The 12,974-nt window shown below is 34.0% G+C and carries 20 protein-coding genes and 1 tRNA gene; 16 read left to right on the forward strand and 5 right to left on the reverse strand.

The features are described 5' to 3' along the window. Positions 1–132: 132 nt before the first annotated feature. The 5 genes from BCELL_RS08380 to BCELL_RS22090 all read left to right on the forward strand — a co-directional run bounded on the left by BCELL_RS08380 (position 133) and on the right by BCELL_RS22090 (position 3,650). On the forward strand, positions 133–645 hold the full coding sequence (locus tag BCELL_RS08380; protein WP_013488263.1) for a hypothetical protein: 513 nt from the start codon (positions 133–135) through the stop codon (positions 643–645). Between the two features lie 30 nt (positions 646–675). Continuing rightward, a complete protein-coding gene (locus tag BCELL_RS08385; protein WP_013488264.1) occupies positions 676–879 on the forward strand; it encodes a YqgQ family protein in 204 nt (67 codons plus the stop codon). Positions 880–938: 59 nt separating this feature from the next. Continuing rightward, positions 939–1,898 carry an ROK family glucokinase gene (locus BCELL_RS08390; RefSeq protein WP_013488265.1) on the forward strand — a complete coding sequence of 320 codons (960 nt, stop codon included), beginning with the start codon at positions 939–941 and terminating at the stop codon, positions 1,896–1,898. A gap of 72 nt (positions 1,899–1,970) precedes the next feature. Continuing rightward, positions 1,971–2,567: a hypothetical protein gene (locus BCELL_RS08395; RefSeq protein WP_013488266.1), complete on the forward strand. Its 597-nt coding sequence runs from the start codon at positions 1,971–1,973 to the stop codon at positions 2,565–2,567. A 15-nt stretch (positions 2,568–2,582) separates the two neighbouring features. Then, complete coding sequence (locus BCELL_RS22090) at positions 2,583–3,650, forward strand: MTH1187 family thiamine-binding protein (RefSeq protein ID WP_013488267.1); 1,068 nt, start codon at positions 2,583–2,585, stop codon at positions 3,648–3,650. A gap of 76 nt (positions 3,651–3,726) precedes the next feature. On the opposite strand, the gene BCELL_RS08405 is transcribed toward BCELL_RS22090, so the two are convergent. Further along, positions 3,727–3,909, reverse strand: coding sequence for a DUF2759 domain-containing protein (locus tag BCELL_RS08405; RefSeq protein ID WP_013488268.1), 183 nt, complete (start codon positions 3,907–3,909; stop codon positions 3,727–3,729). A 193-nt stretch (positions 3,910–4,102) separates the two neighbouring features. Here BCELL_RS08405 and BCELL_RS08410 point away from each other — a divergent pair, with 193 nt between their 5' ends. Together BCELL_RS08410 and BCELL_RS08415 are read left to right on the forward strand one after the other, a co-directional pair. Then, positions 4,103–4,741: an MBL fold metallo-hydrolase gene (locus BCELL_RS08410; RefSeq protein ID WP_013488269.1), complete on the forward strand. Its 639-nt coding sequence runs from the start codon at positions 4,103–4,105 to the stop codon at positions 4,739–4,741. 202 nt (positions 4,742–4,943) lie between these two features. Then, positions 4,944–6,092 carry an SAM-dependent methyltransferase gene (locus BCELL_RS08415; RefSeq protein ID WP_013488270.1) on the forward strand — a complete coding sequence of 383 codons (1,149 nt, stop codon included), beginning with the start codon at positions 4,944–4,946 and terminating at the stop codon, positions 6,090–6,092. A gap of 61 nt (positions 6,093–6,153) precedes the next feature. Here BCELL_RS08415 and BCELL_RS08420 read toward each other — a convergent pair whose 3' ends face one another. Both BCELL_RS08420 and BCELL_RS08425 read right to left on the reverse strand, forming a co-directional pair. Beyond that, complete coding sequence (locus BCELL_RS08420) at positions 6,154–6,399, reverse strand: DUF2626 domain-containing protein (RefSeq protein WP_013488271.1); 246 nt, start codon at positions 6,397–6,399, stop codon at positions 6,154–6,156. A gap of 178 nt (positions 6,400–6,577) precedes the next feature. Next, positions 6,578–7,291, reverse strand: coding sequence for a helix-turn-helix transcriptional regulator (locus tag BCELL_RS08425; protein WP_013488272.1), 714 nt, complete (start codon positions 7,289–7,291; stop codon positions 6,578–6,580). 189 nt (positions 7,292–7,480) lie between these two features. On the opposite strand from BCELL_RS08425, the gene BCELL_RS08430 reads away from it, so the two are divergent. Continuing rightward, positions 7,481–7,885, forward strand: a complete 405-nt coding sequence (locus tag BCELL_RS08430) for a YtxH domain-containing protein (RefSeq protein ID WP_013488273.1) — start codon at positions 7,481–7,483, stop codon at positions 7,883–7,885. A 90-nt stretch (positions 7,886–7,975) separates the two neighbouring features. Here BCELL_RS08430 and BCELL_RS08435 read toward each other — a convergent pair. Continuing rightward, positions 7,976–8,050 (reverse strand) — tRNA-Gln (locus BCELL_RS08435). Positions 8,051–8,185: 135 nt separating this feature from the next. Between BCELL_RS08435 and comGA the strand changes: the two genes are divergently transcribed. Continuing rightward, positions 8,186–9,241, forward strand: coding sequence for a competence type IV pilus ATPase ComGA (gene comGA, locus BCELL_RS08440; protein ID WP_013488274.1), 1,056 nt, complete (start codon positions 8,186–8,188; stop codon positions 9,239–9,241). Further along, positions 9,238–10,260 (forward strand): competence type IV pilus assembly protein ComGB, encoded by a 1,023-nt coding sequence (gene comGB / locus BCELL_RS08445; RefSeq protein WP_013488275.1) that lies wholly within the window; start codon positions 9,238–9,240, stop codon positions 10,258–10,260. The genes comGA and comGB overlap by 4 nt, the downstream gene beginning before the upstream one ends. A gap of 34 nt (positions 10,261–10,294) precedes the next feature. Here the strand turns inward: comGB and BCELL_RS22495 are convergent, their stop codons facing one another. Next, the gene (locus tag BCELL_RS22495) at positions 10,295–10,435 is read right to left on the reverse strand and encodes a hypothetical protein (RefSeq protein ID WP_013488276.1); all 141 of its coding nucleotides are present in this window, start codon (positions 10,433–10,435) and stop codon (positions 10,295–10,297) included. Between the two features lie 94 nt (positions 10,436–10,529). Here BCELL_RS22495 and comGC point away from each other — a divergent pair, with 94 nt between their 5' ends. The 6 genes from comGC to BCELL_RS08475 are packed head-to-tail and all read left to right on the forward strand — an operon-like array spanning position 10,530 to position 12,942. Further along, the gene (gene comGC, locus BCELL_RS08450) at positions 10,530–10,844 is read left to right on the forward strand and encodes a competence type IV pilus major pilin ComGC (RefSeq protein WP_013488277.1); all 315 of its coding nucleotides are present in this window, start codon (positions 10,530–10,532) and stop codon (positions 10,842–10,844) included. Further along, positions 10,841–11,290: a competence type IV pilus minor pilin ComGD gene (gene comGD, locus BCELL_RS08455; protein ID WP_013488278.1), complete on the forward strand. Its 450-nt coding sequence runs from the start codon at positions 10,841–10,843 to the stop codon at positions 11,288–11,290. The genes comGC and comGD overlap by 4 nt, the downstream gene beginning before the upstream one ends. Then, positions 11,277–11,606, forward strand: coding sequence for a type II secretion system protein (locus tag BCELL_RS08460; RefSeq protein WP_013488279.1), 330 nt, complete (start codon positions 11,277–11,279; stop codon positions 11,604–11,606). Before comGD ends, BCELL_RS08460 begins: the two co-directional genes overlap by 14 nt. Then, complete coding sequence (comGF, locus tag BCELL_RS08465; protein ID WP_157184183.1) at positions 11,563–12,048, forward strand: competence type IV pilus minor pilin ComGF; 486 nt, start codon at positions 11,563–11,565, stop codon at positions 12,046–12,048. The genes BCELL_RS08460 and comGF overlap by 44 nt, the downstream gene beginning before the upstream one ends. After that, positions 12,041–12,439, forward strand: a complete 399-nt coding sequence (gene comGG, locus BCELL_RS08470; RefSeq protein ID WP_013488281.1) for a competence type IV pilus minor pilin ComGG — start codon at positions 12,041–12,043, stop codon at positions 12,437–12,439. Before comGF ends, comGG begins: the two co-directional genes overlap by 8 nt. Beyond that, complete coding sequence (locus BCELL_RS08475) at positions 12,436–12,942, forward strand: shikimate kinase (protein ID WP_013488282.1); 507 nt, start codon at positions 12,436–12,438, stop codon at positions 12,940–12,942. Before comGG ends, BCELL_RS08475 begins: the two co-directional genes overlap by 4 nt. Positions 12,943–12,974: the final 32 nt, after the last annotated feature.

The raw sequence follows: 12,974 nt of genomic DNA on the forward strand, positions 1-12,974 counted from the left end.
ATTCCCTCTTTTCTACAATCTCAGTTCCATTGAACGAACTAAGTATACCAATTTAAAAGCGTAGTAATCAAATGAATTTCTTGTCCTATATCAATGATTTAGTCATATGATGGTAGTGAGGAGGTATTTTTGATGATTGTTTCTTTCTTGTTATTTCTATTATTTTTTATTATATTAGGTGTGACACTAGGCGCACTAATTACTATTAAAATTTGGTATACAAATATATTTTTTATTTTACTCGGTATTTTTTGTTTTGGATCCTTTTGGATTGGAGTTATTATCGGTGCTGCATTTTTTAGTTGGTTACCGTTACTTCTATCTAAAATAGCTATTTTCGCATTTTGTTTAGGCCTAGCATTCTTTTTCTTTAAACATTATCATCCATCATATGGTTATTTTCCACAGAGCTCATTTTTTCATTTTATCATACTATCAGCATTTTTCTTCTTGATAGGTATTGACTTTGCTATCATCGGTTTTTCGGCATGGTTACTCTTCTTACTGCTACCAGTTTTCATTGGGACTGTTATATTAGGGGCTATTGTAATCATGAAGCTAAAGGGACTTTATAGATTGAATGAGGGACTCATATATTTACCAATTATTCTTTTACTATTATTAGCCTTTATTAAACTGATATAATATAAAAAAAGAATATAATAGGTGAGAATAATGACATACTTTGAGCTTCAGCAACTTTTAAAGCAGTATCATACTTTTATATACACAGGTGACAAATGTGGGGATTTAGATTTAATACAAACAGAAATAAAAGAGCTATATCAGCTAGGGTTAATAGATGAAAAAATATACCGTGATGCTAATATAACAATCATGCAAGAAAGAAGGATAGAAAAACTGAAAAGAACACAATAGTAATCGCTGTCATGCTATAATATATACGAATACTAATTTAGAAAAAGAGGTAGATACATATGGAGAAAAACATGCTAGTAGGAGTAGATATAGGTGGAACTACAGTAAAAATCGCCTTGATTGATATTGAAGGTACGATGAAAATGAAATGGGAAATTAATACAAATACAGCGGAACATGGAAAATATATTGTTTCAGATATCGTTCATAGTGTGGAAGAAAAATTAAAAGAGAATGCGATCAGTAAAGATAACGTGATAGGAATTGGTTTGGGGGCACCAGGCTTTATTGATGTTGAGAAGGGATTAATCTTTGAAGCGGTTAATTTAGGATGGAAAGATTTTGCGTTAAAGGAAAAAATGGAAGAAGCTATTCATATACCGACTTTTGTTGATAATGATGCCAACTTAGCAGCCGTAGGTGAAATGTGGCAAGGGGCTGGAGAAGGAGCAGAAAATCTACTCTGTGTTACATTAGGAACTGGTGTTGGCGGAGGCGTCATTGCTGGTGGAGAAATCATTCATGGTCAAAGTGGTATGGCGGGTGAAATCGGTCATATTGCAACAGTACTTGAAAATGGTGCGCCTTGTAATTGTGGGAAAAAGGGTTGTCTAGAAACTGTCGCTTCTGCTACAGGTATTGCACGCTTAGGAACGGAAGCTGCTACAGTAAGTACAGCAGGGGTGTTAAAAGATACACTGGAAGCAAATGGTGCTTTAACAGCTAAAGATGTTTTTGATGCAGCTAAAGCTGGTGATACCGTAGCACAAAATGTTGTGAAAGAAGCTTCTCACCATTTAGGTCTTGTTTTAGCAAATTTAGCAAATGCGCTAAATCCTGAAAAGATTGTGTTAGGTGGCGGTGTTTCAAAAGCGGGAGATATTTTAGTTGGTGAGATTAAGAAGTACTTTACATCTTATGCGATTCCAAAAATTGGACGTGAGACACATATAAAAATTGCAACATTAGGGAATGATGCTGGTGTGTATGGAGCAGCATGGTTAGCAAAGCAAGGTTAAAATAAAGATGTGTCATCTGGATAATTTTCCCTTTGACACATCTTCTTGTATTTATAAAAAAGGAGTATATTTATGAAACAACATCGTATCGTATTATTTTTACCCTTAGCGGTCATGATAGGGTTATTTATATTTGGTTATATAACATTTACACAAACACCTGCTATAACGAATGAGGAATTGGTAAATCATATTGAATTTACAGTTGATACAAATGCTGAGAGTGACGGTTCTTATAGCGTAGATGTAACCTGGCATTGGACAGACTTTCCACAAGATGGGTTGTCAGGAGACGACTTTATTGAAATTATATTATTAAATGGAGAAATGGAAAGTGTGCAAGGTACAATAACTTCTGAACACCTTTTGTTACACCAATCGGAAGACATCATATATGATAACAATGTAAGTACAGAAACGGATAATGGAATTGCGATGCGATTTCCAAATGAGATGCGTGACAATGAGATGTTAGGCCCACGTGGTAATATATCACTTTATGTGAAAGACGCATTAGATGATGATATCCATTATGTACAAGCAATCTATTATCATACTTGGGGGGGTATTGTCGAAGACTTACCTCATCATCATAGTATTGTGGACTTTCTTGGAGAGCAAGAAGGACTAAGATATTGGGATATTCAACGCACTAGTAATATTCAATAGAGAGTAGGAACACCGATGGTTAGAGGAATGTCATTTCAAAAGGGGATTTTATTTATTGGTAGGAAACATATCGCTTGCTCCTATGCTATTAATGAGAAACAAAACAAGACGTGGATAAAGCCGATTTCGATAAACAGTGTAATTGAAATAAGTAAACTTGTTTTATTTTCTATGCCTAAGTGGTATTTCCTATTGCTTTCTATATTGTTAATATTGGTGTTAGTCCCTAAGTCTTTTACCTCTATTGAATGGGAAGGTATCCCCTATTTTGCACTTATATTTTTTTTATACGGAACACATCTCTGTTTTCCTAAACAATTAAAAAAATATCACGGTGCAGAGCATAAGGTGTTTAGTTATAACGGTACTATCTCTATCTCAAGATTAAGGGATATACGTGAAGCAGAAATTACAAATAGATACTGTTCAACCAATACAATATTATTGTACTTTCTATCAGTAATCTTTCTTTCGTTTATCATTCTTGTTATGTCTCCATTTCATTGGCTTCACTCAATGAAGATAGCAGCATACTTTTCAATATTGACAGCCTTTGTTCTAACAAAATGGTTACATAAACGAAAACAAACATTTTTACGAAATGGAATCCTAAAGGGAAGTTACTGGCTCCAAAAAAACGTAACGACATTAGAGCCTGATAAAAAGCATATGAAAACAGCTATAATGGCTTACAGAAGGTTAGCTATTAAAGAGTTTCCTCATAGGATTAAAAGTAGTAAAACTAGAAAGGAGAACAAGAAGATGGCAATTGCAGATGTAACAGTCATTCCAATTGGATCGAGCACTACAAGTGTTTCTGAAGTAGTTGCAGAGATCCATCGTCTATTAAAAGCAACTGATAAAGATATTCATATTGAATTGACGCCAATGAGTACGCTAATAGAGGGGGATGTATCAGATTTATTAGAAATCATAAAAGATATTCATGAGGTTCCCTTTAAGCTCGGGCACAAAAGGGTTGCGACAAATATAAGAATAGATGATAGAAGAGATAAAAAATCAACAATGAAAACAAAGCTTCAGGCAGTTCAGAGTAAAATAACTATTTCTAGTGATGAATAATAAAAACTATATATTAAAAGAGGGTATCCATAAAGCACAATTTTTGTGTCCTTATGGGTACCCTCTTTTTAATGAGTTACGCTACCGTTTGGATACTGTCTAAAATAATCGATACGATCGTTCTAACAGAAAACCAACCAAAAACAGCGACAGCAACAAAGGCAAATCCAACTGCAAAAAAGTTTTTACGTTTTAATTCACGAAAAAGTCCAATGGCAGCTAATATAGCAATTAATAAAGTGATAATCCCTAAGGTCATGTATAGCCCCTCCTTAAAGTCATTGATTACAAATAAGAACCCCAATAGTGCACAAAGCTATCCCTTATTATGTACATAAATACATTTAATATTTTACTTATTTTCTATGCGTTTGTCGAGTATTAAATCTTTTTTCTATTTCAATAATATTTGCTAAACTGTATAGTGAAATAAGAGGGAGGTATTTATAAATATGAAATGGAAGAAATTACCATTAGGGCCGTTACAAACTAATGGATATGTCGTTTATGAGAACGGAACAGGAGTAATGATTGACCCCGGTGGAGATGAGGGAAGATTGTTGAACTGGTTAAAATCAGAAGACATTCATATTCAAGCTGTGTTATTAACCCATGCGCATTTTGACCATATTGGAGCTGTAGAAAGAATTAAAAAAGAGTTTTCTGCTCCGTTATACGTACATAAAAATGAACAACAATGGTTAGTTGATCCACAGTTAAATGGTTCTGGTTTATTTCAGGGAATCACTCCAATTAGTGTTGGTGAAGCGGAGCATTTAATAACAAAGGAAGGCCCACTTGAGGTAGGTCCTTTCACCTTTCAAGTCTATACTACTCCAGGTCATTCACCAGGAAGTGTATCGTATTATCTACCTGAAAGTCATGTTATTTTTTCAGGAGATGTGCTTTTTCATGGTGGAGTGGGGAGAACAGATCTACCAGGCGGAAGTCAAGAAACACTAATGGATACTATTCATAACAAATTTCTTTCTTTACCAGATGAAACGATTGTGGCGAATGGTCATGGACCTGTTACAACGATAGGAGAGGAAAAGGAAATTAATCCGTTTATAAACGGATTTGGTTGGTAAGTAACTTTTGTAAAATGAAAAAATGACCTTCTATGGGGAACATAGAAGGCCGTTTGGGGAGTTAATCAAGTATCAATGAACTCTTGAGGGGGAGGGGGAACTCCCGAAGATCATTGTTTTACTGACAAGTTTATTATAATAAGACAAAAACACTGTGTCAATAGTGTTAAGTTAATGTGATAGGATGTTTGGAGGTATGAAGTTGAATGCAATCAATTTTTTAAGAGAAAAGCTAGCATTTCCAGTAACGATGGAGGAGTATATGCGTGTCTCCTTGTACGATGAAGAAATTGGGTACTATATGAAAGATAGAGTTAAGTTAGGCAAAGAAGGTGACTTTTATACAAGTAACCATGTACATCCTGTATTTCAGAAGACGTTCGCACGATTTTTTTTAGATGTTATAAAGAAAGAAAAAATCTCCCCTTATATTTGTGAATTTGGAGCAGGAGAAGGGATGTTTGCAAAAAACGTACTAGATTATTTTTTACATACTGATGAAAAGGTATATGAGAAAATGCAATACATTATCATAGAATCAAGCCAGTATCATCGAGCTATGCTATTAAATATACTTGACATGCACAAAGAGAGAGTGAGAATTTTTTCGAGTATGATTGAGGCAAAGCATTGCTACCCTCACCTTGAGGGTATTATCTTTTCAAACGAATTAATAGATGCTTTTCCTGTCCGTGTAGTTGAGAAACATAGTAATCAATTATATGAAGTTCTTGTTGACGTTAATAAAACAGAAGTAAAAGAAGTCATTGTGCCATGTAAAGATAATAAGCTAACGTCATGGTTGAACGTGTATGGTCCTGATTTAGCCGATGGATATAGATTTGAAATCAATTTGGCGATGAGAGAGTGGTTAATTCACGTAAATGAATGGTTAAGAAAAGGATTAGTTGTGACTGTAGACTATGGATATACGAATGAAGAATTAAATAGAGAAGAAAGAAGGCTTGGTTCATTACGTGGATACTATAAGCATCAATTAATAGATGATCCGCTAAAATACCCTTCAGAAATGGATATGACATCACATATACAATGGGATGCTTTTCAACAAATTTCTAGGGAATTAAATTTGGAGGAAATTACTCACGAGAAACAAGATCGCTTTTTACTAAAAGCAGGGCTATTTACATTTTTGGAAAAAGCAAATCACTTGGATCCATTCTCCGAGAGCTTTAAACAAAATCGAGCGATTCAATCATTAGTATACCCTGGTGGTATTAGTTCTTCATTCCAAGTAAATGTACAAGGAAAAGTGGTCAATGAAGTAAAAAATTACACTATTTTTACTGAAGACCCTTATCATTTAGACTCGAAGTTAGATTATAAATAAATATAAAGAAAAAGCATCAATAAAGACCCCAAACCTTTACTGATGCTTTTCCTTTTTCATGCTAATGTCCACCTATACCAGGAACTAATATGAACGTGGAGTAGTAAGTAAAGCCGACGAAAAATAATGTTAAATAGGCACCGAAAATATACACATATGCTCTTTCCGAAAGCTTTAAATAGCTTAGAGCTAAAAATGCTCCTGTCTGTCCGAAGAATAATATTGCCATCTCATTCATACCACCAGCCATAAATAATACGGCCATAACACCAGTCCAGAAGCTAATTACACGGAACATACGATCCATAGCGCTTCCCCCCTTTTATGTATGTAACATAACTATTTTATAATATGTGACAATAATAGTACACTTTATTATAAAACGAAAAAAAAACTTTGTAAAATATAAAACGTTTAATAAGAAAAAAAGGTACGTATTTATCTCGTAAATAATATACGAGATAAATACTATAAGTGTACTGTAGTTATTCACCTTTAGGTAAAACAATGGTAGTATACGTACATGTTATTTCATTTTTTTGTAAGAGACTTGATTCATTCTTTAGTTTAATATCTCCAAAAAAGTATTCAAAGATACCGTTTATTAGAGCGTGATGCATTCTGCAAATACCAAAGTTGTCTTTTGCTAGTTCTTTAAACGTACAATTGTAAATGCGAAATACGATTTCTTTGTTTTCATCATCATAATGTATTTCTGGACTCAGCCCTTGTGTTATAGCAACTTTTTCAATGAAAGCAACTTTTTCTCTCGGGCTCATTTCCTCAGCGTTCTGGTCTAGGGAATGAACAAATGATTTTGCTGATTCAAAACCAAATTTCCTTCCAGTTTCAACTAGAGCTTTTTCTCCTTCTTTACCAAGTGATGATAAAGTTTCAATTGCAATTTCAGACAAACGTTGAAAGTCACGGTATGGAAATTGTAGACTCACTACTTCATTAGAAAGGGTATAAAATCTACTAGGTCTACCACCTTTCCCAGTCTTTTTTGTATCGGAAACGAGCATATTGACATCCTCTAGCTTTGTAAGATGTAGACGAGCGACGTTCGCGTGAATATTAAATGTATCCGCAATTTCTTGTACTGTCACATCTCTATGCTGTCTTGCAACATATTGATAAATAGAGAAACGAGTAGGGTCAGATAATACTCCAGTAATTTTTAACGTTTGTTGTTCCATGATTTATCACTCCTAGTGTTTTGCTAAAATAAATGTATTAACACCATTATAAACTGTAAAAGAGGAGTTTCTATCGCACAATTTTGTGAACATCTGAAGGGCTTTTCCGTGAAATTGTCAACAAACTAGTTTAACATAGTAGTAAATAAGGAATAGAAACATTATCAAAAAACTTTAGGAGGTTTTATCATGAGTAAGATTGATACGAAAGATTTTCTAATAGGGGCTGTTGTTGGAGGTATTATTGGAGCTGCGACTGCAATGTTATATGCGCCAAAATCAGGGAAGGAATTGCGTTCTGATATTAATGAAAAAGCAGTGAGTGCTAAAAATAAAACGATAGAGTTAAAAAACACAGCAGTTGAAAAAGGAAGTGAGTATGGGCAACTTGCAAAAGATCAATGGGAGCGGCTTTCAGATAAAACGCAACAATTTAAAGAGAAAGCTACATCAACAGGAGAGGAAGTATCCGAGGATGTTAAAAGCGTGATTAAATCAGGAGTTGAAGACGGGAAAGAACTTGCTCAAGAAGTCGTAAATGAAATAGAGGAAGCGAAAGAAAAAATCAAAGAGGATGTTAATACATTAAAATAGTATAAATAAAACGGAAAACTTGGACAAGCCAGTTTTCCGTTTTTTTATTGCCTATATGGAATATAACATTTCTCTGAATAAGTGCTTTAATGGCTGGGATGGCAGGATTCGAACCTGCGCATAACGAAGTCAAAGTCCGTTGCCTTACCACTTGGCTACATCCCAACAAGATTGTAGTAGTATCTTTTCACTTTTTAAAAAAAATATACATTTTTTGTAGAAATAAAAAGGAGGTTTGTTCATTGTGTCGAATATAATGCAGTGTTAACAAAAAATGTATAAGAAGGTGATTAATGCATTATGGATGTAGAGCGAAAAACGAAAGCATTATTATTAAATGCACTATCTTACACCGCTTCAGATGTTCACTTTATACCTATGAAGAAAAATGGTTTGGTACGATACCGAATTGATGGAAAACTAGTAGATATGGAAACACTCCCTCTAAACTTATTACAACGTATTATTAGTTATTTGAAATTCATTTCAGGAATGGATATTGGTGAAAAACGGAGACCACAAACTAGCTCTCTTGAAATACCGTTACTAAACAAACTATATGCGATGAGGCTATCTACATTTCCATCTACAAGTTACGAGACATTAGTGATCCGTTTATTTCCTCTTAAAGATCATCAAACACTACATCAACTTTCTTTATTTCCAGGACAAGCGAAAAAAATATTAAATCTTATTCAAGCCCCGAGTGGGTTAATCATTATTTGTGGTCCAACGGGTTCTGGAAAAACGACTACTTTATACTCCTTATTACACACATGTAGCTTTAATTTAAAACGAAACATTATTACTTTAGAAGATCCAATTGAGCAAAAACATGACCACTTTTTACAGATGGAAATTAATGAAAGAGCTGGGGTAACCTACTCTGTTGGCCTAAGGAGTTTATTACGACATGACCCTGACGTTATTATGCTAGGTGAAATTAGAGATAGTGAAACAGCTCAGATGGCTATTAGAGCTTCATTAACTGGACACCTTGTATTTTCTACACTTCATAGTAAGTGTACGAAGACAGCGCTTAACAGACTATTAGAATTAGGGGTTCGACAAGTAGACCTTCAAGAAACAGTAACAGCAATCATTGCACAACGATTAGTTGATGTAGTATGCCCTTATTGTGGCATGTCTTGTCATTCTCACTGTAAAAAAAGGAGGTTGCGGAGAAGAGCGGCTATTTATGAAATATTGGAAGGAGAGATAGTACAATATATGCATGAACTCCCAGGTGCAAAAAAAATCAAGACACTAAACGAATTAATAAGTAAAAGTATAGCTTTAGGGTTTGTTCATGAGTATGAGTATTTTCGATTTGGAAAAGGAGGGATAGGCGATTGAAAAAAGCTTTTAAAAATGATTTAGAACGTAGTGAATGGTTATATCAAATGTACTTATTAATGACAGATGGATATAGCCTTGCTGAATCAATTCAATTAATAATGGAGTATAGTACAACTTATCAAAAAGCTTGGTGTGAAAGCATTTATATCGCACTAGTGGAAGGAGAAGATTTCTCATCTCAATTAAAGAGTGCTGCTTTTTCAACGGAGGTCGTTAGCTATCTTTACTTATCTGAAAAATATGGTGACTTAATAAATGCTTTGTTCACAACAAGCAAGTTATTAAAGAATAAACATGATTTAAAAAAGAAAAGTCAAAAACTTCTTACTTATCCCCTGTTCTTATTTACATTACTCTTGATTATGATTACTATTCTGTCGGAAGGTATATTCCCTCAACTCACATTCTTTTTTGAATCTTCTGGACAAGAACTCCCGATTATTACACGACTTGTCATGTTTCTACTTTCCTTTCTACAACTTCCTTTTATTATCTTTTTTCTCCTTATTTTGTGTAGTGTGCTAATTTGGTTTAATAAAAAGTCTATAGAAGATAGATATAGCCTTCTTTGTAAATATCCTGTCATTAGAAACGTGACTTCAACTTATTTGACGTACTCTTTTGTCACACAGCTATCACCATTACTAAAGAATGGTTTTTCTCTATATAACGCATTGAAAGTTATTGTAGAAAGCAGCCATATGAAATTTTTACAAATAGAAGCTAGTGCGATGATAGGGAAGTTGCTAGATGGTTATTCATTACAACAGATTATTAAAGAACGAGGTATTTATGATGAGAGATTAACAGCAGTTATTTATTTAGGAGAATCAAAAGGTAAGTTAGGTGAGGAGTTTGAAAGGTTTGGTAACTTTATTTATAACAAGCAGCAGGAAAAAATTTATAAAGTCATATCCGTTGCACAGCCTGTTATTGTTAGTGTCATTGGATTAATTGTACTTGTCTTATTTTTATCCATTATGGTACCCATTTTTAATATTGTGGACGGTTGGTAACGGTTACAAAAAACCCCTACCAAACTGGAAGGGGCTAGCACACCGTATTATCTTGACTTTTTTTCTCCGCCAAACTTACCCATTGTAAAAAATCTAATTCTGTACTTGTTAGTGGTCTACCGAGCTTATCCTTGAATTCATCAATTAGTTGGAGATAAAGGTGGTGATCATGCAAAGAAATGTCCTCCTATCAGTAAATTGTTTAATTTAATAATACGTTCATTATAATGAAAAATCAAATCATTTAATCAGAAAGTGAGAGGAATAAAATGAAACTATTAAAGAAAAAAACGAAACACTTATTAACACAATCGGGGTTTACACTTATAGAAATGCTCATTGTTTTAATTATTATTTCAATTTTACTTCTAATTGCTGTTCCGAATTTAGCGAAAAACCGTGATATAGCAATTGAAAAGGGCTGTGAAGCTACAAAAGATTTATTGAAAGCACAAGTGTATGCCTATGAAATAGAAACAGGAAACAAACTAACTGATATTCAAAAGTTAGTTGATGATAAGTATGTTGATTCAATTACTTGTCCAGATGGGAAAGTATTAACATTATCCGACTTAGATAAATGAGGAAAGAATGGACAGATTGTAGTGGTGGTTATACATTAATTGAAATACTCATCGTATTATTGTTAATCACATCATTTTTGCTAGTTTCAATTCCGCACTTTTCTAACTCAGTAAGAAGTAAGGATGTAGATTACTTCTTCGAATTATTAGAAAAGGATTTATATGAATCTCAGCTTCATGCAATGATTCATGGCGAAATTGTCCGTTTCATCTTTAGTCCTGAAGAGGAAGCATACTTCATACGTAGTAATATGACAATGAAGGTGAAACGACCATTCCCTAAAGGGTTATCAGTTAGGAGGGGAAGTTTAGACTATACTTCATTACGCTTTCTTCCTACAGGTACGATTTCATTTTCTGGTACTATTCTTTTTTACTATAAAGATGATACGTACATGCTTGTCTTTCAATTTGTTAGAGGGAGGTTTTACATTGAGAAATGGTAAAGGTTATACACTAGTCGAAGTGATGGTGGCCTTAACTATTTTTTCGTTAACAGCCATTTCATTAATCCCTGCGATCATTACTGTTCAAGAGGAAAGAAAGGCAATCAGGCAAGAGAGGGTTGCCGAACACTTGCTACAGGAGACATATTATGACTACTTTATTTTAGGTGAAGAACTCCCTCAATTTTTAGAACTACAAGGTATAACGTTTGAATTATTTCTTAATCAACAACCTCAGGATGAACGCTTGTGTTTACAGTGGGTTGGAGGGAATGGGAGAAGCTATGAAAGGTGTTTATCAAGTATTAAGAGGTAAGCCAGTAGGTATGACCTTATTTGAAGTTTTAATAAGCTTTTCTATATTTATGTTAATTGTATCCATTTTACCAGTTGTTTTTTCCCTATTAAATCAAAAACAAGAGGATATGATTAGTTACGAAGAACACATTTTATTTTTAGCTCAACTTCAACTAGATTTTCGAAATGGTGACTCATTTTGGACAAATCACAATAATACAATTTTATATTTTAATCGGCCAACAGATAACAGCACAATTCAGTTTGAAATGTATCAGGACAAGGTTCGACGTAGGGTGAATAGAACAGGTCATGAAGTCTATCTTCAAAATGTAAAAAGTATGAATGTGCAATCCTTTGATTACGGTATCGTTATTACATTGACTAGTAAGAATGGTGCTACACTTCATTCTACAATTGTACATCCATCTTTTTTACCTTGGGGGTATAGTGATGGTTAAGTGGAGGTGTGAGAAAGGGATAGCGCTTTTATTAGTCATTGTAATACTTTTTATATTATCGTATACATTTATACATTTTGTTGCGCTTTACGAAACAGAAAAAAATTTTTTGACTTTAGAAAAGGAATGGAATGATTTAAATGCTCTACTACTAAATAGTGCAAATGAAGTCGTTTTTTTACTTAATGAGGATACTGACATACAATTGCGTTATGGAACGCTTGATTTTTTTAATGGGACCGTTCATTATCAAATTACAGATGAAAATGCATATAAAAAAGTCGTACTAAAAGCAAAACTGAATAATGGGAGCGAAAGAAATGCAAGGTTTTTATATGATCCATACACAAAATACGTTACAAATTGGGTAGAAGGAGTAGGTGTCCATTGAAAAATATTTATCTTATTGGATTTATGGGAGCAGGGAAAACAACAATAGGTCAGCTGCTTGCCAAGGAAGCTGGAGCACCATTTATTGATTTAGATGAGCTAATAAGCGAAAAAAGTCAATTGTCTATTCCTGACATCTTTGAACAGTTTGGTGAAGATGGTTTCAGAAGGAGAGAGACAGAAGCATTAAAGTCATGCCATCGAAACGGTACAATTATAGCAACTGGTGGTGGTATTGTTGAAAGGCGAGAAAACATCGAGATAATGAAAAACTCCGGTACTATTGTATTTTTAGATGTACCGTTCGAAAAAATTTATGAAAGAATCCAAGATGATCCAAATCGTCCAATCACAAAGTTTGGAAGGGATGCACTAAAGGAGAGATATACAAAAAGACTTCCACTATACAAAGAAGCGAATATTGTTATTTCAGAAGTTGCTGAGATGGAAGAAACTGTGCAGCTTATAAAGGAAAGTCTATGTTCAAAAGATAAGAAAGCTTAAAATTGGCAGTGAAATTTTTCCGCCGTGCGTAC

The organism is Evansella cellulosilytica DSM 2522, assembly GCF_000177235.2.
Classification (GTDB): domain Bacteria; phylum Bacillota; class Bacilli; order Bacillales; family Salisediminibacteriaceae; genus Evansella; species Evansella cellulosilytica.